The sequence below is a fragment of the Pantoea sp. MT58 genome (assembly GCF_014495885.1).
Lineage (GTDB): Bacteria > Pseudomonadota > Gammaproteobacteria > Enterobacterales > Enterobacteriaceae > Pantoea > Pantoea eucalypti.
Genome location: NZ_CP061083.1, coordinates 2,639,827 through 2,662,800, shown reverse-complemented (window position 1 = coordinate 2,662,800; position 22,974 = coordinate 2,639,827). Strand labels below are relative to the sequence as shown.

24 protein-coding genes and 2 tRNA genes are annotated in these 22,974 nt (G+C 53.7%); 10 read left to right on the top strand and 16 right to left on the bottom strand.

Annotation, left to right across the window (positions count from 1 at the left end; all coding sequences use genetic code 11):
* Positions 1-40: 40 nt before the first annotated feature.
* Positions 41-1,912, bottom strand: a complete 1,872-nt coding sequence (locus tag IAI47_RS12655) for a Lon protease family protein (protein WP_050540844.1) — start codon at positions 1,910-1,912, stop codon at positions 41-43.
* Positions 1,913-1,965: 53 nt separating this feature from the next.
* Between IAI47_RS12655 and matP the strand changes: the two genes are divergently transcribed.
* Positions 1,966-2,433 (top strand): macrodomain Ter protein MatP, encoded by a 468-nt coding sequence (matP, locus tag IAI47_RS12650; RefSeq protein ID WP_008925878.1) that lies wholly within the window; start codon positions 1,966-1,968, stop codon positions 2,431-2,433.
* A 97-nt stretch (positions 2,434-2,530) separates the two neighbouring features.
* On the opposite strand, the gene ompA is transcribed toward matP, so the two are convergent.
* On the bottom strand, positions 2,531-3,601 hold the full coding sequence (ompA, locus tag IAI47_RS12645) for a porin OmpA (protein ID WP_008925879.1): 1,071 nt from the start codon (positions 3,599-3,601) through the stop codon (positions 2,531-2,533).
* 350 nt (positions 3,602-3,951) lie between these two features.
* The gene (sulA, locus tag IAI47_RS12640) at positions 3,952-4,443 is read right to left on the bottom strand and encodes an SOS-induced cell division inhibitor SulA (RefSeq protein ID WP_003850038.1); all 492 of its coding nucleotides are present in this window, start codon (positions 4,441-4,443) and stop codon (positions 3,952-3,954) included.
* Positions 4,444-4,653: 210 nt separating this feature from the next.
* On the opposite strand from sulA, the gene IAI47_RS12635 reads away from it, so the two are divergent.
* Positions 4,654-5,283, top strand: a complete 630-nt coding sequence (locus tag IAI47_RS12635; protein ID WP_003850036.1) for a TfoX/Sxy family protein — start codon at positions 4,654-4,656, stop codon at positions 5,281-5,283.
* On the opposite strand, the gene yccS is transcribed toward IAI47_RS12635, so the two are convergent.
* Entirely contained in the window at positions 5,280-7,439 is a 2,160-nt protein-coding gene (gene yccS, locus IAI47_RS12630; RefSeq protein WP_008925881.1) for a YccS family putative transporter, read from the bottom strand. The genes IAI47_RS12635 and yccS overlap by 4 nt on opposite strands.
* Positions 7,423-7,863: a YccF domain-containing protein gene (locus IAI47_RS12625; protein ID WP_003850033.1), complete on the bottom strand. Its 441-nt coding sequence runs from the start codon at positions 7,861-7,863 to the stop codon at positions 7,423-7,425. Before IAI47_RS12625 ends, yccS begins: the two co-directional genes overlap by 17 nt.
* A 123-nt stretch (positions 7,864-7,986) precedes the next feature.
* On the opposite strand from IAI47_RS12625, the gene helD reads away from it, so the two are divergent.
* The gene (helD, locus tag IAI47_RS12620; RefSeq protein WP_033743159.1) at positions 7,987-10,041 is read left to right on the top strand and encodes a DNA helicase IV; all 2,055 of its coding nucleotides are present in this window, start codon (positions 7,987-7,989) and stop codon (positions 10,039-10,041) included.
* Between the two features lies 1 nt (position 10,042).
* On the opposite strand, the gene mgsA is transcribed toward helD, so the two are convergent.
* Positions 10,043-10,501: a methylglyoxal synthase gene (gene mgsA, locus IAI47_RS12615; RefSeq protein WP_003850029.1), complete on the bottom strand. Its 459-nt coding sequence runs from the start codon at positions 10,499-10,501 to the stop codon at positions 10,043-10,045.
* 69 nt (positions 10,502-10,570) lie between these two features.
* Positions 10,571-11,212 (bottom strand): DUF2057 family protein, encoded by a 642-nt coding sequence (locus tag IAI47_RS12610; protein ID WP_008925883.1) that lies wholly within the window; start codon positions 11,210-11,212, stop codon positions 10,571-10,573.
* A 176-nt stretch (positions 11,213-11,388) separates the two neighbouring features.
* On the opposite strand from IAI47_RS12610, the gene IAI47_RS12605 reads away from it, so the two are divergent.
* Complete coding sequence (locus tag IAI47_RS12605) at positions 11,389-11,802, top strand: CoA-binding protein (RefSeq protein WP_003850025.1); 414 nt, start codon at positions 11,389-11,391, stop codon at positions 11,800-11,802.
* Between the two features lie 33 nt (positions 11,803-11,835).
* On the opposite strand, the gene hspQ is transcribed toward IAI47_RS12605, so the two are convergent.
* Both hspQ and rlmI read right to left on the bottom strand, forming a co-directional pair.
* The gene (gene hspQ, locus IAI47_RS12600; protein WP_010246651.1) at positions 11,836-12,153 is read right to left on the bottom strand and encodes a heat shock protein HspQ; all 318 of its coding nucleotides are present in this window, start codon (positions 12,151-12,153) and stop codon (positions 11,836-11,838) included.
* Between the two features lie 73 nt (positions 12,154-12,226).
* Positions 12,227-13,417 (bottom strand): 23S rRNA (cytosine(1962)-C(5))-methyltransferase RlmI, encoded by a 1,191-nt coding sequence (gene rlmI, locus IAI47_RS12595; RefSeq protein WP_003850021.1) that lies wholly within the window; start codon positions 13,415-13,417, stop codon positions 12,227-12,229.
* A gap of 85 nt (positions 13,418-13,502) precedes the next feature.
* On the opposite strand from rlmI, the gene yccX reads away from it, so the two are divergent.
* Positions 13,503-13,781, top strand: coding sequence for an acylphosphatase (yccX, locus tag IAI47_RS12590; protein ID WP_003850019.1), 279 nt, complete (start codon positions 13,503-13,505; stop codon positions 13,779-13,781).
* Here the strand turns inward: yccX and tusE are convergent, their stop codons facing one another.
* A complete protein-coding gene (tusE, locus tag IAI47_RS12585) occupies positions 13,782-14,108 on the bottom strand; it encodes a sulfurtransferase TusE (RefSeq protein ID WP_003850016.1) in 327 nt (108 codons plus the stop codon).
* A gap of 105 nt (positions 14,109-14,213) precedes the next feature.
* Positions 14,214-14,867, bottom strand: a complete 654-nt coding sequence (yccA, locus tag IAI47_RS12580) for an FtsH protease modulator YccA (protein ID WP_003850014.1) — start codon at positions 14,865-14,867, stop codon at positions 14,214-14,216.
* 235 nt (positions 14,868-15,102) lie between these two features.
* On the opposite strand from yccA, the gene IAI47_RS12575 reads away from it, so the two are divergent.
* The 3 genes from IAI47_RS12575 to agp all read left to right on the top strand — a co-directional run bounded on the left by IAI47_RS12575 (position 15,103) and on the right by agp (position 17,248).
* Positions 15,103-15,190: transfer RNA gene (locus IAI47_RS12575), tRNA-Ser, on the top strand.
* Positions 15,191-15,258: 68 nt separating this feature from the next.
* Positions 15,259-15,346 (top strand) — tRNA-Ser (locus IAI47_RS12570).
* 270 nt (positions 15,347-15,616) lie between these two features.
* On the top strand, positions 15,617-17,248 hold the full coding sequence (gene agp / locus IAI47_RS12565; protein ID WP_008925884.1) for a bifunctional glucose-1-phosphatase/inositol phosphatase: 1,632 nt from the start codon (positions 15,617-15,619) through the stop codon (positions 17,246-17,248).
* Between the two features lie 66 nt (positions 17,249-17,314).
* On the opposite strand, the gene IAI47_RS12560 is transcribed toward agp, so the two are convergent.
* From IAI47_RS12560 to wrbA, 3 genes are read right to left on the bottom strand one after another with little or no spacing between them, the layout of a single operon-like run.
* Positions 17,315-18,688, bottom strand: coding sequence for an NAD-dependent succinate-semialdehyde dehydrogenase (locus tag IAI47_RS12560; protein WP_008925885.1), 1,374 nt, complete (start codon positions 18,686-18,688; stop codon positions 17,315-17,317).
* A gap of 54 nt (positions 18,689-18,742) precedes the next feature.
* Entirely contained in the window at positions 18,743-18,973 is a 231-nt protein-coding gene (locus IAI47_RS12555) for a YccJ family protein (protein ID WP_003850006.1), read from the bottom strand.
* Between the two features lie 19 nt (positions 18,974-18,992).
* Positions 18,993-19,592: an NAD(P)H:quinone oxidoreductase gene (gene wrbA, locus IAI47_RS12550; protein ID WP_003850004.1), complete on the bottom strand. Its 600-nt coding sequence runs from the start codon at positions 19,590-19,592 to the stop codon at positions 18,993-18,995.
* Positions 19,593-19,885: 293 nt separating this feature from the next.
* On the opposite strand from wrbA, the gene IAI47_RS12545 reads away from it, so the two are divergent.
* Both IAI47_RS12545 and IAI47_RS12540 read left to right on the top strand, forming a co-directional pair.
* Positions 19,886-20,059: a general stress protein gene (locus IAI47_RS12545; RefSeq protein ID WP_003850002.1), complete on the top strand. Its 174-nt coding sequence runs from the start codon at positions 19,886-19,888 to the stop codon at positions 20,057-20,059.
* 97 nt (positions 20,060-20,156) lie between these two features.
* Positions 20,157-21,071, top strand: coding sequence for a DMT family transporter (locus tag IAI47_RS12540; RefSeq protein ID WP_008925886.1), 915 nt, complete (start codon positions 20,157-20,159; stop codon positions 21,069-21,071).
* Here IAI47_RS12540 and rutG read toward each other — a convergent pair whose 3' ends face one another.
* On the bottom strand, positions 21,072-22,400 hold the full coding sequence (gene rutG, locus IAI47_RS12535) for a pyrimidine utilization transport protein G (RefSeq protein ID WP_008925887.1): 1,329 nt from the start codon (positions 22,398-22,400) through the stop codon (positions 21,072-21,074).
* A gap of 46 nt (positions 22,401-22,446) precedes the next feature.
* Entirely contained in the window at positions 22,447-22,962 is a 516-nt protein-coding gene (gene rutF, locus IAI47_RS12530; protein WP_008925888.1) for an NADH-dependent FMN reductase RutF, read from the bottom strand.
* Positions 22,963-22,974 lie beyond the last annotated feature (12 nt).

Genomic DNA, 22,974 nt, shown 5'->3' with positions numbered 1-22,974 from the left:
CACGAATATTAGCGAACAGTTGTACGCTGAGCAAATCGGATTAACGGTGGTTAAACCAGTTAAGCCAGCGCAGCGCCCAGGGACGTTGCGGACCGTCCGGCTGGTTGAACAGGCTAATGCGTTCCTGGATGGTATTCAGCAGGCAATCACCCAGACCATCCTCGGTACTCCAGATTTTCCCCGTCAGCAGCGGCAGTGCTTCCTCGGCCTGGTCAATGGCCCAGATGTGGAAGCGACCCTGCTCAACCGCCGTGACAACAGCCTGGTTCAGACTAAGATGACGCACATTGCAGGCAGGAATAATCACTCCCTGCTGGCCCGTCAGTTCTCGCTGATGGCAAATATCAAAGAAGCCTTCGATCTTCTCATTCAGCCCGCCCACAGGTTGCACGTTGCCGAATTGATCGACCGAGCCGGTGACAGCAATTTGCTGATTGATGGGCTGATTTGCCAATGCGCTTATTAAGGCACAGAGTTCAGCCAGCGAGGCGCTGTCACCATCCACTTCGGAATAAGATTGTTCAAACACCATTGAGGCCGAGAAGGGCAGTTGCTGATCAAGTTCCAGCTCGGCAGTGAGGTAAGCCTGCATAATCATCATACCTTTGGCATGGATATTCCCGCCCAGCTCCGCTTTGCGTTCGATATCCATGAACTCACCATCACCAGGATGGACTACGCAGGTAATGCGAGAAGTATCGCCCCAGGCGCGCGGGTGGCCAGGAAATTCCACCACTGACAGACCATTAATCTGACCGACAACTTCACCTTCAGTTTCAATCAGAATCTGCCGCAGCAGGATCTCATCACGCATCCGTTCATTGAGATAATTCTCGCGCCATAAGCGCGCTTCCAACGCATCACGTAGCGCTTCAGCATTGAGTTGTTCATCGCCCATCAGGGCTGACTCGCGCATCTGACGCTGGAGCCAGCGGGGACAAAGTGGCAGGGTATCCTGATCGCCGCTATAGCGAACGCCTTCTTTAATCAGCTCGGGCCAGAAGTCCTCTTCCGGCAGGGGCAGCCCCGCCTGCTGTGCCAGTTCTGCGTTCCAGCGACACCAGGCAAGCATGTCATCCTCATCCAGAATCTGAATATTCTCTTCAAACTCAGTATAGATGGCCATTTCGTGTGCTTCAGGGTCGAGCTCCTGAAAATCTGCCAGCGTTTCACGTTCGCCACACAGGACCAGATTGAGGCTGAGTGGCAGAGGCGGAATAGAAACCGGCAGCGGCTGGCGTTCGTCCTGGGATGTCCACTCGACATAGCCCTGTTCAATACACTTTTTCAGGCGCAACCAGAGAATGGGCTGCGTCATCAGGCTTTGCAACGAAAGCACCAGCGTGCCGCCGTTAGCGCGATGTATCAGGCCCGGCTCGAGCTGGATGCGATCTTTATACTGGCGCACGCAGCCAAACAACTGTTCCATCTCGATCCACTCAGCAAAGTGAATACCACCCTGACTGGTGAACGGGCGTTGCGGATCGGAGGGAGGCTGGAGCGTGACATTATCTGCCATGATATGGTAATCACCACCATACAGCGTGGTACTGTCGGCCATAACCCGTTGTGCGGCCTGGGCAATGAATGCCAGATAATCGCGATTCTCCTGGCTACGAACCAGCAGTAATGGGAACCCTTGCGTCTGATGGTGTAAATGCGCAAGTGCATTCAGCAAACGGGGCTGTACCGTTGCCAGAGCATCAGTTTCTTCATCAGCAATTCGGGAGAAAACGGATTGGTATTGCGCGCTATCCGGCTGTAAGGTCTGCCACGTAAGTTGGGTGCTGGTCAAAATAATCGCATTTGTCTGTATTAAGAAAAGCGAGATTATACAGGAATCACCCTTGTTAAGCACTGCAGACTTCCTGTTGAAGATGTGATGATGACAGCATGTTTTTCGTTGCTGCATCCGGGAAAAAAGCTGTTATTCTTAGTTCGTTACGTGATCACGATGAGATTCCGATGAAATACCAGCAACTCGAAAATCTTGAATGTGGATGGAAGTGGAAATACCTGGTGAAAAAACATCGGGAAGGTGAACTGATCACGCGTCACCTTGAATTAAGTGCGGCGCAGGCTGCAGTCGATAAGCTTCTGGCGATGGAAAATAATCCGGTCACGGTGAATGAATGGATCGCGGAACATATCCATTCTGATCTGGATAATCGGCTGAAACAGACTATCCGTGCCCGGCGAAAACGCCATTTCAATGCTGAACATCAGCACACCCGTAAAAAATCCATCGACCTTGAATATCTGGTCTGGCAACGACTGGCGGGACTGGCACAGCGGCGCGGCTGCACGCTTTCTGAAACAATTGTTCAGTTGATAGAAGATGCAGAACGTAAAGAGAAATATGCCACTCAGATGTCCAGCCTGAAACAGGATTTGCAGGCGATCCTGGGTAATTCAGGCTCTGAAAGCGAGTAACGTAACGGGAGCAATGTCATCCCTGAACGCCTGATGCCAGCTTTATTACTGGCATAAAAAAACCCCGCCTTGGCGGGGTTTTTTATGACATGTAAACTTAAGCCTGTGGCTGAGTTACAACGTCTTTGATGCCTTTAACATCGATTTCTACGCGACGATCCGGAGACAGGCAATCGATCAGGGCATTACGGCCTTTCACGCTGTCACAGGTATTGCCGGTAACTGGGTTAGATTTACCCATGCCACGTGCAGAGATCTTGTTAGAAGGGATACCTTTAGAGACCAGGTAATCTACGACTGACTGAGCACGTTTCTCAGACAGTTTCTGGTTGTACTGCTCTGAACCGATGCGGTCGGTGAAGCCCAGTACGACAACGGAACCATCTTTAGGATCCATTGAGCTCAGCTGGCTGTACAGCTGATCCAGAGCCTGCTGGCCTTCTGGCTTCAGGGTAGATTTGTTGAAGGTGAACAGAACGTCAGACTTCAGAGTGAAACGCTTGGTTTCAACAACTGGCGCTGGTGCTGGAGCCGGAGCTGGCGCCGGAGCAGCGACGTCATCCTGACCGAAGCGGTATGAAACGCCTACGCTCAGCATGCCATTGTCTGGACGAGCACCAACGGTCTGTGCATCACCGATGTTGTTAACCCACTGGTAATCCAGACGGGTAGCCCAGTTCTGAGTCAGCGCATACTCAACACCAACTGCAGCCAGCGGAGATACGCCGGTGTCGTGGTCGCTGATGCGGCCAGTAGTTTGGTTAGTCTGCGTTGCATCTGCACGCCATACCATGCCGCCCAGACGAGTATACACGTCCAGATCGTCATTAATTGGGTAGCTCAGTTTAGCAGCCAGCTGAACGCCCTGTGCTTTGAATGCGCCGTTAGTCACATTGCCTTTATTAGGCATGCGACCCAGCCAGTCATAGCCCATCTCGAAGCCCAGGTATGGGTTTGCCTGATAACCAACGAACGCACCTGCGCCCAGCTGGCTTTCATGAGTTGGACCGTCATTGTTCTCGTAACCGTGACCGTAGTAGCCAGTGTCGTGATACTGAGACCAGCCCAGTTTAGCACCGGTGTACCAGGTGTTATCTTTCGGAGCGGCCTGCGCTACGGTAGCGAAGCCAGCCAGTGCCACTGCAATTGCGATAGCTGTCTTTTTCATTTTGCGCCTCGTTATCATCCAAATAGGCAATGAGCAAAAAGGTTGCTCTTGGTTTAAATCCTTCGCCGGGTCAAAACGCTCGCTTATGACTCTACCGCAAAAAACGGAGGTTATTGAGCACCCTGGCGAGCTAAAGTCTACAACGAGATTGGAAACTTACAAGTATGATGTGAGGCGCTACTGTAAAAAAACAGCGGTTTATACACAATTTCTAACAATTAGGATGGTCGTAACGTCGCAGCAAAAAGCCCAAAAAACCTGCTAACCCATTGTCACAGCTCGAACTAACAGAATCAGTGGTTTAGCGACAACTGATAAGAATAATAGCCTGGGAAACTTCTTATTTTTACTTAATGAAACAAATCCGACTGAATTTTTATCGCACTTTGCGGTCTCAGAGGCGCTTCCGTTGTCCCACTGGCCCGCAAAATCAAACCCAGCGCTTCACCCTCAGCTGCCGCATTTTCAAGTTGACGACGCTCATTTTCATCAAGATCGTACGGAATCCATGCCAGAACAACGCTGTAATTTCCCGTACGCAACGCTTTAACCATCGCCTCAACCGCATTCAGACGTTCAGAATCGGCGATATGCATACTTTTATCTAATGGTAAGCCTGATTCCTGCAACCAGGTGCGGTTCAGTTTATGTGCCGGTGTTAACCACAACTGCCAGCGTGACTGCTGACTCAGTTGCTGTAATAACGGCAACAGCATCATCTGCATCATACCGGGCTGCTCGCTGTAACGTAACTCAGTAATTCCACCACCCTGCGTGGACGGAACAGAAGAGGACGCATAATGATGAGCATAGCGTGCATTATTAGGATGTTGTGTTCGCATAAGTTAATCACCAGCAGTGGACTGTATGAATATACAGTACTGTCATCCTGGATAAAGATCAACCCAAATTTCTGAAAACGCCTCGCAAAAACGCGACAAGATTAGTTGAAGCACTATTTATTCATTGAACCCGCTGCCACTTTTTTTTATCTTCTAATTACCTGATACACAACGTAATTTACCAGATATTTCTTACATGGAGGTGGTGCAATGAAAAAGATTAATCCGGTTGTCGAGCGCTCCAGAGCGCACCTGGGCCCGTTGGGAACAATTGAGTCCCGGACCCAGTTTGGTGGCTATGCACTGGCTGTCGAAAGCGTGGTTTTCGCGTTAATTAATAAAGATGAACTCTACCTGCGGGCCAGTGAACCCTTGCGGGATTACATTACCGACCGTCCGCTCCAGCCCCTGATTTTTCGCAAACGGGGCAAGTCAGTGAAGCTTGATTACTTTCAGGTCGATGAAGCCTTATGGCGGGATCCTGACCATCTTCTGACGCTCTCCGCGGCCTCTTTAGAAACGGCACAGCGCGAGTTGCAGCACAGACAAGCCTCTCCGCGTTTGAAAGATCTGCCTAATCTCAGTGTACGCATGGAAGTCATGTTGTACGAGGCGGGCGTGATGAGTGTCAATCATCTTTACCAGATGGGAGCCAAACAGTGCTGGCTGAAGTTAAAAGCGATCAACCAGCACGTTGGATTTCAGACACTACTGGCGCTGCAGGGTGCGATTACGGGCCACCATGCGGCCGCACTGCCACTGGCCACCCGTGCCGAGCTGAATGCATGGTTTCAACGCACGCTTTTATCGAAACCAGACTTCAGAGGCGAAGAAGGCTAATCAGCAATAAGCGTGCGGCGCAGGCGAGCCACATCAGGCATTAAGGCTACCAGCAGTCCGAGTTGCTGAAGCACCAGCGGCGCACGCACATCCGCATCTGCGGCCAACTGGCTGATGCGATGAGCCAGTTGATGGCGCATTGTTTCAACATGCTCATCGCTGACTACGTCCGTCTGAAGCACATCCTCAACATAACAAACTGTATCATCCAGCAAGGTCAGCAGTTCTGGTGCCGTAATTTTGTCACGGTGCGCGCCGAGTGCAGAAATGTAACTCAGAAACGAGTGGTTTGAGCAAAGCAGCTGAAAAGCCGATTCGCGCAGTTTCTGACTGGTGCGACTTTCACTGCTCATGTTTGAAACCACGGATGCCAGCTCGGCATCTGCATTGTGTGCGTCACGGCGGGCAATGCGATAGGCGAGACGGTTATCCTTGCCCTGATGATACTGTTCCATGATCGCATCCAGATAGCGGCAGTTCGCTTTCAGGGTTCGTTCAGCCACCGCCGGCAACTGACGAAAGCGCCAGTCTGGCCAGATAAACGCCACAGCCAGCCAGGCCAGGCCACAGCCGAGTAAGGTGTCCACTACGCGTGGCAGGGCGACCTCAAAGCCTTCCCCTAACAGGTTAAAGCAGAGCAGAACCAGCAATGTGATAAACAGCGTGGCCTGCGCATACTGTACCTGCCTGAAAGCGAAGAACAGCACGCCGGAAATCACAATCAGGATTAACTGCCCTTCAATTGAGGGCACCAGCCATAAAACGGGCAGACCAATAGCAATGCCCGCCAGTGTTCCGCCGATACGTAAGGCCAGTCGCCGCTGCGTTGCGTTGTAGTTGGGCTGGCAGACAAACAGGCTGGTCAGCAAAATCCAGTATCCCCGCTCGAGTCCGGTGATCTTAATGAAGCCATAGCCGATACAGAGCACGACTGACATGCGAACTGCATGCCGGAATAGCGCCGATGAGGGAGAGAGATGACGGCTAAAGCGCAGCCTGATGTCACTCCAGCCACTTAATCCTTCGCGTGACAGCAGATTATCGCTGTGCTGAGGATCTTCACCGGCCAGCGTCTGTTCAGATTCGATGGAGGCAAGGTGGGCATCAATGGCGCGCAGATTGCGCAGCAGCCAGAAAAGGGCACGGGTATGCTCGGCCTCAGGCTCGCGCTGCTCCAGACGTTCAATTGCTTTTTGTAATCGTTCAAACGCGCGCTCAAATCGACTGTCATGCACCCATCTTTCACGCATCAGAATGCAGTGTGCCAGCTGGCGACAGGCTTGTGCCTGCATGTTAAGAAGACGCTGGAAGCGAAACAGAATTTCGTTATAGCGCCAGTCACCGCGCAGCAGATGATATTGCAAATGGGACGAGCTGGCCCGTTCATGAATGTCCTGCGCCACAAAATAGTAGTGCAGACTACGGCGGGTACCGCGTGATCCGCGATCGCCACGCAGTCGACTCTGCAGCGTAGTTTTGGTCAGGTTGAGCTGCGCCACTAACTGGCTGTTGACCATCGCCGCATCGATAAACGCGGCGTCATCCTGCTCGCCAGCATCCGGATCGAAGAGATTCCCTTTGGCATCCAGGTAACGCGCCAGTTGTGAAAAGCTGCCAGCCAGCTGTTCCTGCACCGGCCGGACCGGAAACATCAGATGACCCAGCAGCGTCAGCAGGTTGTACCACAGCGCGCCGACCAGCAGCAGCATCGGCTGCATATACCACTGACTGAACAGCCCGATGCCGAGCATGGTATAGACCGCAATCAGCAGCGCACCAAACGCGATAGTGGCGTAGCGCTGGCCCAGGGCACCCAGCAGAATAAAGCCCCATGTCGAGATCGCCAGCCCGACAATAAAGGCGAACGGATAGGGAAACAGGAGTTCTACTGAAACGGAGGCGATGCAGAAGCAAAGCAGGGTAATCAGCAGATTCTTCAGACGACCGGCCAGGCGATCATCAAGATCGGCCAGCGCAGCCGCGACCACCCCCAGCGTTAAGGGAATCGTCCACTCAATCTGATGCAGCCACCAGGGGATGGCAGCGCAGCCACTCAGCGCAAACAAAATCCGCAGCAGATAGCGCCACGTACTATTAAACAGATATTTTCGCCAGCCAGGCACTGCATCCGACATCATATTAATAGCGGCGGGCATTGGCTTCGCGCGCGGCGCGCGCCTCTTCCACGGACACCACGCGGCGTCCAACCGGCCAGAGGGCGATAGCGGCAATCTTAAAGTTCGCAATCCCTGTTGGAATACCGATGATGCTGATGCATTGCACAATCCCCACCGAGATATGTGAAAGGCAGAGCCACCAGCCAAAGAAAATCAGCCAGAAAATATTCAGGAAAGTTCCGCCGGTATTCAGAATATGACTCTTACTTTCAGGACGAAGCACATCGACATGCACCGCCTCGTTGCCAAACGGCAGCAGCGAGAGCTTTGTAATTTCCCAGCAGGAGCGGGTCAGTGGCAGGGTAAAAATCAGCACGACACTGATTAAAGTGGCAAACAGCCAGCTCAGCGTGGTGAAAAAGCCACCCAGGACAAAATTAAGAATATTTAAAACGGTGCGCATGATCGTCTTTTCCTTTTGCATTCCGCAAGATGTGACGCCAAGTTTAGCTTGTTTTAAGGCTGGAGCGCTAAGGGTCTGACAGGTAAACTCCCCTTAATCCTGTTATCTGACGTTGGTGTCGGCGTGGAACTGAAAGCAACCTCGATGGGCAAACGACTTGCCCAGCATCCTTATAATCGTGTCCGCCTGATGGCGGCGGGCGTCGAAGTCAGTGGCGATAAGCACGAGTATCTGATCCCCTTTAACCAGTTACTGGATATTGCCTGCAAGCGTGGGCTGGTATGGGGCGAACTGGAATTTTTGCTGGCCGATGAAAAAGTGGTTCGGCTGCACGGAACGGAATGGCAGGAGACGCAGCGCTTTCACCACTATCTGATGCAGGCCTGGCAGAGCTGGAGTCTGGAGATGAGCGCAGTCTGCCGTGAGGTACTCCAGTCGCTGCATGATGAAATCGAGACCTTTGGCGCGCAGGATCGCTGGCTCAACCGCCACGAACTGCAGGGGCTGAAAACAAAAATTCTCAAACAGTTCGATGCGTTGCCAATGCCTCTTATCCGCTTAAAAGAGTTTGCTGACTGCCGCGAGAACTGGGCGTTTTGTCAGCGCTGGCTGGATCAGGGTGACGCGGCCTTGCAGCAGCGAAACCGCGACTGGACGGCCGCTATGTTAAGCCGTTATCAGGCATTCTTTGCCAGCGTCGAGAGCACGCCACTGAATCAGTCGCAGTGTGAGGCGGTGGTCAACGGCGAAAATTCATTGCTGGTGCTGGCTGGCGCCGGTAGCGGTAAAACGTCAGTGCTGGTGGCCCGGGCAGGCTGGTTAATGCAGCGCAAGCTGGCCAGCGCCGATCAAATCCTGTTACTGGCATTTGGCCGCGAGGCTGCCAAAGAGATGAACGAGCGTATCCAGTCACGGCTCTCCGCGGATGACATCCAGGCGAGAACCTTCCATTCTCTGGCGCTGCATATTATTCGTGAAGGCAGTAATAAGCAGCCGGTTATCAGCAAGCTGGAGAGTGATGCGGATGCGCGTCGCGCGTTATTGATCCGGGAATGGCAGCAGCAGTGCCATGAGAAGAAAGCGATGGCAAACGGCTGGCGTCAGTGGCTGCGTGACGAACTGCAGTGGGAATTACCGGAGGGGCCTTTCTGGGAGGACGACAGGCTGGCAAAGCGGCTGGCGTCACGACTGGAGCGCTGGCTCGGCCTGATGCGCATGCACGGAGGTGCACAGGCAGCTATGATCGCGGATGTGCCGGAAGAGGTCCGGGATCTCTTCAGTAAACGCATCAAACTGATGGCACCGTTGTTGAAAGCGTGGAAGAGTGCGTTGAAAGAGGAGGGCGCGGTCGACTTTTCGGGTCTGATTCATCAGGCAATAGCCGTTCTGGAAAAAGGGCGGTTTATTAGTCCGTGGAAACACATACTGGTGGATGAGTTCCAGGATATTTCACCTCAGCGTGCCGCCTTGCTCAGCGCACTCCGCCAGCAGAATAAGCGCACCGCCCTGTTTGCGGTTGGCGATGACTGGCAGGCTATCTATCGCTTCAGCGGCGCAGAGATGACGCTGACGACCGCATTCCATCACTATTTTGGTGAGGGTGATCGTTGCGTGCTCGACACCACCTACCGCTTTAACGATCGCATTGGCGATATTGCTAATCGTTTTATCCAGCAGAATCCTCAACAGCTGGCAAAACCACTGAATAGCGTCACCAAAGGCAATAAGAAATCGATTGCATTGCTGGCAGAGGATCAGCTGGACGCCCTGCTGAACAAGCTCAGTGGTTATGCGCAACCGGATGAGCGTATTCTGCTGCTGGCGCGCTATCACTATCTGCGGCCAGACATACTGGATAAAGCCCGAACCCGCTGGCCGAAACTCAATCTGGACTTTATGACGATCCACGCCAGCAAAGGCCAGCAGGCGGATTATGTCATTCTGCTGGGTTTACAGCAGGGCAAAGAGGGGTTCCCGGCGGAAGTTCGCGAGTCAGTTATTGAACAGGGCTTACTGCCGCAGCCCGAACCTTTCCCGCATGCGGAGGAGCGCCGTCTGGCCTATGTGGCACTGACGCGAGCGCGTCAGCAGGTCTTTTTACTGTTCGATAAAGCAGCACCGTCACCGTTTGTCGATGACTTCCGCGAGCTCGGTGTGCCAGTACTGCGTAAAGCCTGAGTTATTTCAGGCGATCGGCCAGATAGCGCTGATAATCGGGAATCATAATCTCCAGGCTTTGCGCAAACAGCGGCGACTGAATAATAAAGTCCGCTGTGGAGCGATTTGTGGCAACCGGAATATTCCAGACGGTTGCCAGACGCAGCAGCGCTTTGACATCCGGATCGTGCGGCACGGCGTTAAGCGGATCCCAGAAAAAAATCAGTGCATCAATTTTTCCTTCTGAAATCAGCGCACCCACCTGCTGATCACCGCCCATCGGACCGCTCAGCATGGCTGTCACGTTCAGACCGGTATCACGATTAATCAGATTCCCGGTCGTCCCGGTCGCATAGAGGATGTGTTGTTCCAGCGCGGGCTGATTCTGTTTAACCCAGTCAAGCAGTGCGGCTTTGCAGTGGTCATGGGCGACCAGCGCGATATGTTTTATGGTGCCAAGGGTGCGAACAGTCTGTTCCATAGAGGCGTCCTGATAAGGCTCATGCGCAATGAGAGGGATCCTGAGTTTACCTCTGGCCCATTAACGCTATCAACTCGTACGTAGCATTTTGACCAGTGTCATAAATTGCTGGCGCGTCGCTTCATCGAAACGATGAAACCAGCGGTGCAGCGAGGGCAGTTCGGCCTGTGAAGTCCAGTCCAGGTCGGCGGTAAGCCTGACGGAAGAGGGGGGAGCAGAAGCGGAATTTGCAAACCGGGGCACAGAGGCGATCTGGCGGGTGCGGTTATAATTCAGCATCGCTTTTTCCATGTCGGCGGTTGTGATGGCCGGCAGGTGGTCACGCACGCTGGTAATCTCCGTGCCTTTTTCATCCACCAGCTGGAAGTTAAGGCTGCGGTCAAAATGATAACGCTCGCGTTTTGTCTCCAGCGCGGGCAGCCGAATAGTAATGGTTTTGGCTACAGCAGTGAACGTGACAATCATCGGCAGAGACTGATAGGCAATGACATTCTCTTTCAGCCCTTTGCGCTGATGCTCTACCCGGAACAGAAACTGATGCTGACCGCGATCCAGCTCCAGGCTGTCAGCTCCTTTGAGGAGCGAGCCTGAAATTTTTCGACCATCCAGCACCAGTAGCTCGATTTGCGGATCAAGCTTTAATGTGATGGCAGAACAGGACGCCGAAACGAGGAGTGTAAGTAACCCCGTTACAGCCAGCGACAGCTTCATTTCAACTCCGGTAACTGATGACACGAAAGGGGATGTGTAGCAAATTCTTACATTATGGCAGTTAATTTACATTTAAACATATTTATTCGTGCGCGGGTTCAATTAATTGTGCTCAGGACTTACCCGTTAACGAGCGCACCCATCTACACTCAACGCTGGCCTGAAAGGAGAGAAACATGAACGACCAGACAATTCGTGACGTGCTGACGCGAACCCAACGTATCGCCTTAGTTGGAGCAAGTGATCGCCCCGAACGTCCCAGTTACGGTGTGATGAAGTATCTGCTTGATCAGGGCTATGACGTGATCCCGGTCAGCCCGAAACTTGCAGGGAAAACAGTGCTGGGGCAACAGGGTTATGCCAGTCTGGCGGATGTACCCGGCGGGATTGATATGGTGGATGTCTTCCGCAATTCTGAAGCCGCATGGGGTGTCGCCCAGGAGGCTATAGCCGTCGGGGCAAAGACATTATGGCTGCAACTCGGCGTGATTAATGAACAGGCGGCTGTGCTGGCTCAGGATGCAGGCATGACGGTCATTATGGATCGTTGCCCGAAGATTGAAATTCCACGTCTGGGGATTACGCGCTAAATCAGGGGTGGCGGCAGAGCGTGCCGCCACAGATTAGTGTCGCAAATGAGGTGCCTGCAATTGCTGACGTACGGATGCAGCGAGCTCATCCATTGAAGGTTGCTCAGGATGTTCAATGCTGGTTTCACCTGAAAGCTGAATCTCTGCGACATAGGTATGAACCTGATCGCCTTCCTCATCTTCCATCACCACATGATACCAGGGTGCGGTACGCATCTTTTCTTCTGCGCCAACATCTTCAATTTTAGGCTCGTCTAACGAGTACTCAGGATCGACATCAACGATAACGCCCAGTACGCCGGACAAACGATGACGAACCTGCTGACCAATACCAAATTTACTGGCAATCATTTTACTGGCAATCATAGTGACCTCCGAAAAAAAGCTCTCTTACCAATATGGGGTCAGGAGCCCATTTTTCAAGTCACATCACGCGGCAGGCAAAACCTTTCAGATAGAGGCCTTCCGGATAGCTGGCGATGACCGGATGATCCGCTGCCTGACGGAACTGTTCGATAAACTGCACTTCGCGTCCCGCATCCAGCGCGGCATCGGCAATAATCTTCTGGAACAGTTCGGTAGCCATCAGACCGGAGCAGGAGAAGGTCATCAGGACCCCGCCCGGATTCAGTAACTGAATGGCAAGCATATTAATATCTTTATAGCCGCGACAGGCACCCATTAACTGGCTTTTGTTTTCGACGAATTTGGGCGGATCCATAATGATCAGATCAAATTTCTCGCCACTGTCACGATAGCGGCGCAGCAGTTTGAACACATCATCACGCTCAAAACGGGCGCGAGAAAGATCCAGCTCGTTCAGTTCAACGTTCTGACGGGCTACGTCCAGCGCTTCCTGAGAGGTATCCACACTGATGACTTCTTTACACCCACCCATCAGCGCAGAAACAGCGAATCCGCCTGTGTAAGAGAAGCAGTTCAGTACACGTGCATCCTGTGCATAACGACGCGTAGCAAGACGACTGTCACGCTGATCAAGGTAATAGCCCGTTTTATGGCCGCCCTGGATATCAACCAGCAGCTTCATGCCATGTTCTGTGATCGGCAGCAGGGGCGGTGGCAGTTCACCGGTGACGGGGCCTTGTGTCAGCTCCAGACCTTCTTTCTTGCGTACGGCGACGTCAGAACGGTCATAGATGGCGCAGCCAGGGAAACACTGCTGGAGGGCGGTGATAATCGCCGCACGCTGATATTCCGCGCCAGCCGAGAGCAGCTGCATTACTAAAAAGTTGCCAAAACGATCAATAGTGACGCCGGGCAAATTATCAGACTCACCGGCAATCAGGCGATAACTGTCCAGACCATCACGGGCCGCCAGCCATTTACGCCACTGCTGCGCCTGTTCGAAACGGCGGACAAAGAAAGCGATATCGATGGATTCATCGGCCTGCCAGCTCCAGACGCGGGCGCGAATCTGCGACTCGGGTGAATATGCGGCGCGAGCCAGCCATTTGCCGTTGCTGTCACAAACGTCAAGGGTTTCACCCCGTTGTGCTTTACCTTCCAGACGTGCAACGGCACCTGAAAAGACCCATGGATGGCGACGGAGCAGGGACTTTTCACGTCCCTTTGCGAGAATCAATCTGACTGTCATAGTTTGCTATGCTTACCTGAAAAAATGAGGCGCCATTGTCCGGTGGATAACGGGAAATTGCAACGAACAGCAGCAGGAGAGAATAATGTCAGCAGCCTGTTTTAAAGCATGGGTTCATGGCCGCGTCCAGGGCGTCGGGTTTCGTTACAGTACGCAGGCAGAAGCCAGGACGCTGGGCGTGCTGGGCTACGCGCGGAATCTGGATGACGGCAGCGTCGAGGTGCTGGCCTGGGGCGACGCGGAGAAGGTCGAAGCGCTAATCGCCTGGCTTAAAGCGGGCGGGCCCCGCAGTGCGCGCGTTGATAAGGTGCTGGTGGAACCGCACCAGCCCGCAGAGCCACCCCGCGATTTTACAACCGGTTAATCACAGACACTTTGCCGGTTTAGGCAGGCCGGCAATTTTCGTTGCCTGTTTAGCCGGCCCTTCAGGAAACAGGCGGAAGAGGTAGCGGCTGTTGCCTTTCTCTTCCCCGTATTTCTTCGCCATTGCCTTTACCAGCATCCGCACGGCGGGTGAGGTATTAAATTCCAGATAAAACGCGCGCACAAAATGGACCACTTCCCAGTGTGCTTCGGTCATGGTGAGGCCTTCCCGCTCAGCAATGTGTGCCGCCAGCGCTTCACTCCAGTCGTCGGTACTCTTCAGATAGCCTTCGGCATCGACGGCGATTTCGTTACCGTTAAAATTCACGTGATCTCCTCTCTGTAAATGACGGCGCAGTTTAGCAAACCTGGCAGGCAGTAAAAGCAAAAACCCCGCCGAAGCGGGGTTTTACAGGCCGACTGTCATTGCCGGTTAGTTGCTGCGGGCGAAACCCAGCAGGCTAAGCAGGCTGACGAAGATGTTATACAACGAAACATAGAGGCTGACCGTCGCGCGGATGTAGTTGGTTTCGCCACCATGAATGATGTTGCTGGTTTCCCACAAAATCGCACCGGCTGAAAACAGAATAAACAGGGCGCTGATAGCCAGATGCAAGGCAGGCAACTGCAGGAAGATGTTGGCGACCACCGCAACCAGCAGTACCACAAAACCTGCCATCATCATGCCACCCAGGAAGGACATATCACGACGGGTTGTCAGCACGTAGGCAGAACAGCAGAAGAACACCAGCGCCGTACCGCCCAGCGCCAGTGCGATCACGTCGCCCATGCCTGCGGTTAAGAAGGAGCTCAGAATAGGGCCCAGGCAGTATCCCAGGAAGCCAGTAAACGCAAACGCGGCAAGAATACCCATCGGGCTGTTAGCCAGGCGGTAGGTTAAAAACATCAAACCATAGAAGCCGACCAGCATCAGGATCAGGCCCGGCGCAGGCAAGGCAAGCAGGGTGCTGGCGGTAGCTGTAACCGCCGAAAAGGCCAGAGTCAGCCCAAGCAGAAAATAGGTATTGCGCAGAACTCTGTGCGTTGAAAGCAGTGACGACTGCGATGAGGTGACAATTCTTTCCATGTTGCGCTCCTTTAAGCAGAACACTAATAAGCAGATCGTTAAATATGTGCCGAGAATACGCAGCCCATTAAAGAGGGAAAAGGCGTTTTACCCTTCTTTACGCGCTAATCTGCTAATTGTTTGAGCAGAGTGGCGATTTTGACACCAAAAAATCACAATCTGGCTGTTTTTCAGGCGAATAAACAGATAGATGCTTTACATCCCTAAACGGGGTGTTTATAGTGCGCGTCATTGCGGAGGGGTGGCCGAGCGGCTTAAGGCAGCGGTCTTGAAAACCGCCGATGGGAAACCATCCGAGAGTTCGAATCTCTCCTCCTCCGCCACTTTATCTGCCACGGGCAATAAAGCGGTAAAAATCAATAGTTTTGCCGATGCAGTACAGTTTCAAAACGGAGGGGTGGCCGAGCGGCTTAAGGCAGCGGTCTTGAAAACCGCCGATGGGAAACCATCCGAGAGTTCGAATCTCTCCTCCTCCGCCACATTTTACAGGCCAGCACTCCGTGCTGGCCTGTTTCGTTTCTGACGTTCCAGCTTCTTCCTCCAGTCCGAAAAACCACGTCTCTGCTGCTGACGCGCGGCTGCGCATTCATCTGTTCGATGCATCTCTGCTATAGTCCACTCACTGTTTTTGCAAACATCTGGCGCTTTTCCGAGGCGAGCTGAGTTACACTGTTGATTACTTCGCTCTGAGGCGAGCTAATCGGTTGATAGCCAGAGTGTTTCTTTACTGAATAAATGGAATAGGCACAATGATCAAGAAACTGAGTCTTTGCGCATTGTCAGTGCTCGCTGCATTGCCGGTCGGAACGGTAGCATTTGCTGCTGAGGGTGACATGCAGCTGCAACAGGTGCTGATGTTGAGTCGTCACAATCTGCGTGCGCCACTGGCCGATAATGGCAGCGTGCTGGAACAGTCCACCAAAAAAAGCTGGCCGCAGTGGGATGTTCCCGGCGGACAGCTGACCACCAAAGGTGGCGTGCTGGAAGTCTACATGGGTAATTACACCCGTCAGTGGCTGGCACAGCAGGGCCTGGTGAAGAACGGCAGCTGTCCTGACAGTAATAACGTCTTTGTCTACGCTAACAGCCTGCAACGCACCGTTGCGACGGCTCAGTTCTTTGTTAATGGTGCCTTCCCAGGCTGTGACGTCGCGGTCACACACCAGGATGAAATGGGCTCCATGGATCCTATCTTTAATCCGGTCATCACCGATGGCAGCGATGCTTTCAATAAGAAAGCACTGGCCGCGATGACCGCAGCAAATGAAAAACTGTCGCTGAAACCTGCTTTCCAGCGCCTGGAAAAGATTGTCGACTATAAAGCATCGCCTGCCTGCAACAATAAAAAGCAGTGCGATCTCAGCAGCGGCCAGAACACCTTCAGCGCTGAAAACGGTAAAGAGCCAACTGTCAGTGGCCCGCTGAAAGTGGGTAACTCCCTGATGGATGCGTTTACGCTGCAGTATTATGAAGGATTCCCGCTGGATCAGGTTGCATGGGGCCAGATCAAGACGCCTGAACAGTGGAAAGAGCTGTCAGCCATTAAAAATGGTTATCAGGACGCCCTGTTCACCAGCCCGGACGTTTCTCGTGAAGTGGCGGCCCCACTGGTGGATTACATCCGCAGTCAGTTAGTGGATCAGGACAAAGCTAACGCGCCGAAAATCACGCTGATGGTGGGTCATGACTCGAATATCGCCTCGCTGCTGAGCGCATTGCAGGTCAAACCTTATGAGCTGCCTGATACTTACGAAAAAACGCCGATTGGCGGCCAGGTTGTTTTCGAACGCTGGCATGATGCGAAAACGGATAAAGACCTGCTCAAAGTCGAGTATGTCTATCAGACGGCCGATCAGCTGCGCAACGCTGACGTGCTGAATCTGAAAAATCCACCGAAGCGCGTTACGCTGCAACTGGCGGGTTGTGAGACGGATGCAAACGGCTATTGCAGCTGGGATCAGTTCTCTCAGGCGCTGAATGCTGCGCTTCAGGGCACGCCAATGCAACCTGCGGCGGCACCACAACCGGCAGCACAGTCTGACGACGACAGCGCAAAAGCCGCAGCGACGAATGACGCTGCTGCTGATAAAGCTGAAGCGGATAAAGCGACCGCAGCCAAAGCGAAAGCTGAAGCCGACAAAGCTGCCGCTGAGAAGTCTGAAGCAGATAAAGCGGCTGCTGAGAAAGCAAAAGCGGATAAAGCAGCCGCTGAGAAGGCTAAAGCGGATAAAGCGGCAGCCGATAAAGCCGCTGCTGAGAAAGCGAAGGAAGACAAAGCAGCCTCAGCCAGTGACGCGAAAACTGACCAGGCTAACGCTGCGAATAAGCCTGCCACAGTGCACAACGACGAATCAAAATCAGCGGCTGCGGCAACACAGTAATTGCGCTGTAGTGACCCATAATAAAAAACCCCGTCGAAACGGGGTTTTTTTATGGCTGCAGGGCGATTAACCCGCCACAACGACCAGTTTCTGGTTAGCAAACTCTTTGATACCCAGATCAGAGAGTTCACGGCCATAGCCTGAACGTTTCACACCACCAAAAGGCAGTTCCGCTGAGGTGTCGCTCTGTGAGTTGATAAACACCATCCCGGTTTCAATGGCGGAAGCCAGTTTACGACCGCGAGCCGTATCCCGCGTCCAGACTGAGCCACCCAGACCGTAGTGCGAGTCGTTTGCCAGCGCCACAGCCGCATTATCGTCGCCGACGACATAAACCTGCGCCACAGGACCGAAGAACTCCTGATAATAAGCAGGATTATCCGGGGTGATGCCAGTGAGAATGGTTGGCTGATAGAAGCAACCCGCGCCCTCTGCCGCTTTACCGCCTGTCACCAGTGTTGCGCCATTAGCGACCGCTTCATCGACCTGTTTCACCAGGCGGTCACGTGCATCAGCAGAAGAGAGCGGGCCAAGTGTGGTTTTCTCATCCAGCGGATCGCCCAGCGTTGCAGAACTCAGCGCAGCACTGAACTGGCTGATAAAGCGATCGGCAATTTTCTCATGTAAAATAAAGCGTTTTGCGGCGGTACAGACCTGACCGCAATTGCTGAGACGTGCCTGCACGCCCTGACGCACGGCTTCGTCAAGATCCGCATCATCCAGCACCACAAACACATCATTGCCGCCCAGTTCCAGCGTCGATTTCTTAAGATACTTACCAGCCTGCTCAGCAACGGCGCTGCCTGCGCGCTCTGAACCGGTCAGGGCAACACCCTGCACGCGATCGTCAGCAATCAGATCGGCAACCTGCTCGTTTGATATAAACAGGTTAGTCCAGGCCCCTTCAGGTGCACCCGCTTCACGAACCAGTTTTTCAAACACATCGGCACAATGCGGCACAATATTGGCATGTTTCGCCAGCACAGGGTTGCCCAGCGCCAGATTAGGTGCCAGTACGCGCATCAGCTGATAGTAAGGGAAGTTCCACGGCTCGACGGCAACTAACACGCCAATCGGGTGATACTCAACCCAGGCCTCGCCCAGCTCGCTGGGATAGGCCTGCGGCTGCAGAATACGTTCGGCATGCTCTGCGTAGTAGCGGGCAATCTGTGAACAGATTTTCACTTCGCCACGACTCTGACCAATCAGTTTACCCATCTCTTTACTGGCGATGGTCGCCAGCTCTTCCGCGCGGCTATCAATCAGGTCAGCCAGTTTTTTCAATACCTGCAGACGTGGCTGAATTTCACCTTTGCTCCATGAAGAGTGGAAAAGACGATCGGCCACGTCCAGCGCATGGCTGACAGCCGATTCATCATGTGAAGGCCAGCTTTTCAGCAATTCATTGTTTGCGGGATTAATGCTTTGATAGGAAGACATAACGTACTCCTTGGTGAGCTAAAAAAGTGAGGGCGGGAAATTCCCGCCCCTGAATCAGACGTTCTTACGTTCTACGGGCTTATCATCCCAGGTCAGGAGATCTTTATCGGTCTTTTCAAAGGCGCGAATGAGCACATCGTCGCTGCCTTGCTGACGCCAGATCTCTTCTGCCAGTCTTTCATCGTAATTCGCCACTTCGAAAATGGCCTCGGCAATTTCAGGGGAGGTATGACGCAAACTTGCCCATTCGCCAACGTGATGTGCTTTCGATTGTTCAGTAGACATACTTTTCTCCTTGATTAAATCAGTCCTGCAGTTTCACAGTCAGTCCGGCAACATGTTCACCCTGAAAACGGGCAATATTGAGTTCCGCCTCTGTAGGTTGACGCGAGCCATCGCCGCCCGCCAGCGTGGTCGCCCCATAAGGTGTGCCACCACGAACCTGAGAAATATCAAACAGCTCTTTGGTTCCGTAGCCGATAGGAACGATGACCATGCCGTGATGGGCCAGAGTGGTCCAGACTGACGTAATAGTCTGTTCCTGACCGCCGCCAGTACCGGTTGAGGTAAAGACACTGGCAACCTTGCCAAACAGTGCACCCGATGCCCAGAGACCGCCAGTGCGATCCCAGAACGTCCGCATCTGCCCGGCCATGTTGCCAAAGCGGGTCGGGGTACCGACGATAATTGCGTCATAGTGCGGCAGCATCTCAGGCGAAGCTTCTGCAGCCTGCTGATTGGTTTTGCCGCCCACCTGTGCAAAGCGATCGGCCTCCATTGTTTCTGGTACCCGCAGGATATCCACTTCCGCGCCGGGAACCCGACGAGCGCCTTCTGCAACTGCGTTCGCCATTGTTTCAATATGTCCGTACATCGAGTAGTAGAGCACCAGAATCTTGGCCATAAATCTCTCCAGGTGGTTTTGACGTCCAGAAAAAGTATAGAAGAGCTTTTGTTTTACGCAGGCGATACAGACATCGTGGCGAATGAATCGGGCAATAATCCTGCAGATAATCGGTGATAAACCGGCGTAATGTTCGTTCTTTAAGCAAATTACTGGTGATTACTCTGTTGCGAAATGTGACTGCATGATGAGTTTATGCAGAGTCTGGCTATTATTTAAGCATGGGCTGGTTTCGCACTTCAGCCTTCTGCTTTTGGTTCTTTATTAATCGCACTACGCGAAAGGAGCAAATCATGACAGCACATCGTGGAGGTTCAGGAAATTTTGCTGAAAACCGTGAGCGTGCCGCTGAAGCGGGACGTAAAGGCGGAAAAAACAGCGGCGGTAATTTTAAAAATGATCCGCAGCGCGCAGCACGCGCCGGTGAGAAAGGGGGACGCAGCAGCCCTAAAAAAGCGGACGCATAACCTGGCGTTCACCGCCGGCGCTTACCGGCGGTGAACGTCGTTGCTTTTCCTCCTCGCTCTCCCCACAATATCGTCCGGACACATCATCAGGTGAATTATGTCGGACACACCCCGCGGTTTAACCCTGCGCCTGACGCGGCAGGAGCTGGTATTACTTTTTATCACCATGATCTGGGGCGGCACCTTTCTGGTGGTGCATCGGGCGATGCAGCACTCCGGTCCATTCTTCTTTGTTGGCCTGCGTTTTGCCACCGCCGCGCTACTGCTGGCCTTTTTTTTCCGGCGGTATCTGGCGGGCATGACCTGGCTGGAGGTGAAAGCGGGCACGCTGATAGGCCTGTCGATCGCCGGTGGCTATGGCCTCCAGACCTGGGGAATGCAGACCATCTCCAGCAGTCAATCTGCTTTCCTTACCGCACTTTATGTTCCGGTGGTGCCGTTGCTACAGTGGCTGTTTTTACGCCGTCCGCCGGGCATCATGTCATGGCTGGGGATTGTGCTGGCGTTTACCGGATTACTGCTGGTAGCCGGGCCGCAGGATGGCCGTATTAGCCTGAATGCCGGTGAAATAGCGACGCTGCTCAGCACGCTGGCAATTGCCGCCGAGATCATCCTGATCAGTCGTTATGCCGGCAAGGTCGATGTGCGCCGCGTGACGTTGATCCAGCTGGCGGTGGCGTCTGTGTCTGCCTTTGTTTTGATGGTCCCCAATGGCGAGACGGTGCCCGCAATATCAACACCACTGCTGCTCAGTGCTCTGGGACTGGGTGCGGCCAGTGCGCTGATTCAGGTCACCATGAACTGGGCGCAACGCAGCGTTTCGCCAACCCGTGCCACGGTAATTTATGCCGGAGAGCCAGTATGGGCTGGGGTAGTAGGACGTATTGCGGGTGAGCGACTGCCTGCGCTTGCGTTACTGGGTGGGGCGCTGATCGTCTGCGGGGTGATCGTCAGTGAACTGCGGCTGAAACGAAAAAAAGCGGTGCAGCCTGTAGCCACACCGCTGGAGTAGTTAACCCTGCTGCCGCGCAAGCGGCTTTTCCTGCGATGCCCCACTGCGGCGTCGCAGAATGGCATTCAGGATAATCGCGCCAAACGTGGCGGTACCGATTCCACCAAGTGTGAAAGAGCCGATTTTCAGCGCGAAATCCCCTGCACCAAGAACCAGCGTGGTAGCGACCATAATCAGGTTGCTGTTCTGACCTAAATCAACATGGTTCTGCACCCAGATGCGTGCGCCTGCCACCGCAATCAGTCCGAACACCACAATGGATGCGCCGCCAATTACCGGGGCCGGAATGGTGTGGATCAGCGCACCAAACTTCGGCGAGAAACCGGCGAGGATAGCGATGATGGCCGCCGCAACAAATGCCAGCGTGGAGTAGACTTTAGTCACGGCCATCACGCCAATATTCTCGGCATAGGTCGTCACGCCACTTCCGCCGATCGAACCAGAGAGCATGGTGGCCAGTCCATCCCCGACAAAAGCACGTCCCATGTAAGGATCGAGGTTACGGCCGGTCATGCCCGCCACCGCTTTCAGATGCCCGAGGTTTTCAGCCACCAGAATGATCGCCACCGGCGCGATCAGCACCATCGCCTGCAGATCAAAAGTGGGTGCGGTGGTGTGCGGCAGGCCAAACCAGGCAGCCTGTGACAGCATCGTAAAATCGACCGGTTTGCCCAGTCCGAGACCGTTGGTCAGAATCGCATAGATCGCCCACGCCAGAATCAGGCCGACCAGAATCAGCAGACGCTGAATCATCCCGTGGGTAAACACCGCCACCAGACCGATACAGAGCACGGTCATCACCGCGACCCAGCTGTCGAATGAAGAGGCAGAGACGCTGTGAACCGCGATTGGAGCCAGATTCAGCCCGATCGCCATCACCACCGCGCCTGTCACTACCGGCGGCATCAGGTTTTCGATCCAGCGCGTGCCTGACTTCATTACCACCAGCCCAATCAGCGTGTAAAGAACGCCACAGGCGATGACACCGCCCAGCGCCACGCTGAGATTTGGATTCAGTCCCTGACCACTGAAGCCGGTTACCGCAATCACCACGCCAACAAAGGCGGCGCTTGACCCAAGATAACTGGGTACCCGACCACCGGTAATAAAGAAGAACAGCAGCGTGCCAATACCCGAGACCAGAATCGCCAGATTGGGATCCAGCCCCATCAGCAGCGGCATCAGCACCGTTGCGCCAAACATCGCCACCGCATGCTGTAAACCCAGCACCAGCGTTTGTCCCAGAGGGAGTGTCTCATCCGGGGCGATAATACCGTTTTCTGTTAGTGCCGACTTCTTTTGCCATTGCGGAAACCAGGATCGTGCCATCGTCTACTCCAGAGCGTGATGAATGCCGGTGGGTTACAGGGAAGTGTTAACAGGCATCCTGCCGCATCAGGGGATGATATCCCCGGTCAAACCATGCCAGGCCGTGGGTATCATCGTTACGAACCAGGCCCACGACTTCACAGAACAGCGTGTCATGCGTACCGACGCTGACAATCTGCGTGATACGACAGTCAAAGGAGGCCACTGCGCCGCTCAGTACCGGCGATCCGGTCACGGCCGTTGACCACTCAGCCGCAATGAAACGATCAGCCATTGGCGTTTTTCCGCCGAAAAGATTGGAAAGCGTTTCGTGTCCTGCAGCCAGCGTGTTGACGCAGAGCTGCATGTTTTCGCGGAATACAGAGTAAACCGAGGCAGAGCGATTCAGGCAGACCAGCAGCGTCGGTGGCGAATCAGTGACGCTGCACACAGCAGAAGCGGTAAAGCCTGCGCGGCCAGCCGGTCCTTCAGTGGTAATAATGTTGACCGCAGCACCCAGCCGCGACATCGCATTACGAAACTCAGTTTTCTCAACGGCTGAGGTAAGGGTTTCCAGGCTCATAGTGTTCTCCGC

Coding starts and splice junctions, on each gene's coding strand:
- IAI47_RS12625 (WP_003850033.1), bottom strand. CDS start 7,863: ATGCGCACCGTTTTAAATATTCTTAATTTTGTCCTGGGTGGCTTTTTC.
- IAI47_RS12545 (WP_003850002.1), top strand. CDS start 19,886: ATGACAGCACATCGTGGAGGTTCAGGAAATTTTGCTGAAAACCGTGAG.
- rlmI (WP_003850021.1), bottom strand. CDS start 13,417: ATGACAGTCAGATTGATTCTCGCAAAGGGACGTGAAAAGTCCCTGCTC.
- yccX (WP_003850019.1), top strand. CDS start 13,503: ATGTCAGCAGCCTGTTTTAAAGCATGGGTTCATGGCCGCGTCCAGGGC.
- IAI47_RS12635 (WP_003850036.1), top strand. CDS start 4,654: ATGAAAAAGATTAATCCGGTTGTCGAGCGCTCCAGAGCGCACCTGGGC.
- rutG (WP_008925887.1), bottom strand. CDS start 22,400: ATGGCACGATCCTGGTTTCCGCAATGGCAAAAGAAGTCGGCACTAACA.
- IAI47_RS12610 (WP_008925883.1), bottom strand. CDS start 11,212: ATGAAGCTGTCGCTGGCTGTAACGGGGTTACTTACACTCCTCGTTTCG.
- hspQ (WP_010246651.1), bottom strand. CDS start 12,153: ATGATTGCCAGTAAATTTGGTATTGGTCAGCAGGTTCGTCATCGTTTG.
- IAI47_RS12560 (WP_008925885.1), bottom strand. CDS start 18,688: ATGTCTTCCTATCAAAGCATTAATCCCGCAAACAATGAATTGCTGAAA.
- wrbA (WP_003850004.1), bottom strand. CDS start 19,592: ATGGCCAAGATTCTGGTGCTCTACTACTCGATGTACGGACATATTGAA.
- IAI47_RS12540 (WP_008925886.1), top strand. CDS start 20,157: ATGTCGGACACACCCCGCGGTTTAACCCTGCGCCTGACGCGGCAGGAG.
- mgsA (WP_003850029.1), bottom strand. CDS start 10,501: ATGGAACAGACTGTTCGCACCCTTGGCACCATAAAACATATCGCGCTG.
- yccA (WP_003850014.1), bottom strand. CDS start 14,867: ATGGAAAGAATTGTCACCTCATCGCAGTCGTCACTGCTTTCAACGCAC.
- rutF (WP_008925888.1), bottom strand. CDS start 22,962: ATGAGCCTGGAAACCCTTACCTCAGCCGTTGAGAAAACTGAGTTTCGT.
- agp (WP_008925884.1), top strand. CDS start 15,617: ATGATCAAGAAACTGAGTCTTTGCGCATTGTCAGTGCTCGCTGCATTG.
- matP (WP_008925878.1), top strand. CDS start 1,966: ATGAAATACCAGCAACTCGAAAATCTTGAATGTGGATGGAAGTGGAAA.
- yccS (WP_008925881.1), bottom strand. CDS start 7,439: ATGCCCGCCGCTATTAATATGATGTCGGATGCAGTGCCTGGCTGGCGA.
- IAI47_RS12655 (WP_050540844.1), bottom strand. CDS start 1,912: ATGCAGCAACGAAAAACATGCTGTCATCATCACATCTTCAACAGGAAG.
- ompA (WP_008925879.1), bottom strand. CDS start 3,601: ATGAAAAAGACAGCTATCGCAATTGCAGTGGCACTGGCTGGCTTCGCT.
- sulA (WP_003850038.1), bottom strand. CDS start 4,443: ATGCGAACACAACATCCTAATAATGCACGCTATGCTCATCATTATGCG.
- IAI47_RS12605 (WP_003850025.1), top strand. CDS start 11,389: ATGAACGACCAGACAATTCGTGACGTGCTGACGCGAACCCAACGTATC.
- IAI47_RS12555 (WP_003850006.1), bottom strand. CDS start 18,973: ATGTCTACTGAACAATCGAAAGCACATCACGTTGGCGAATGGGCAAGT.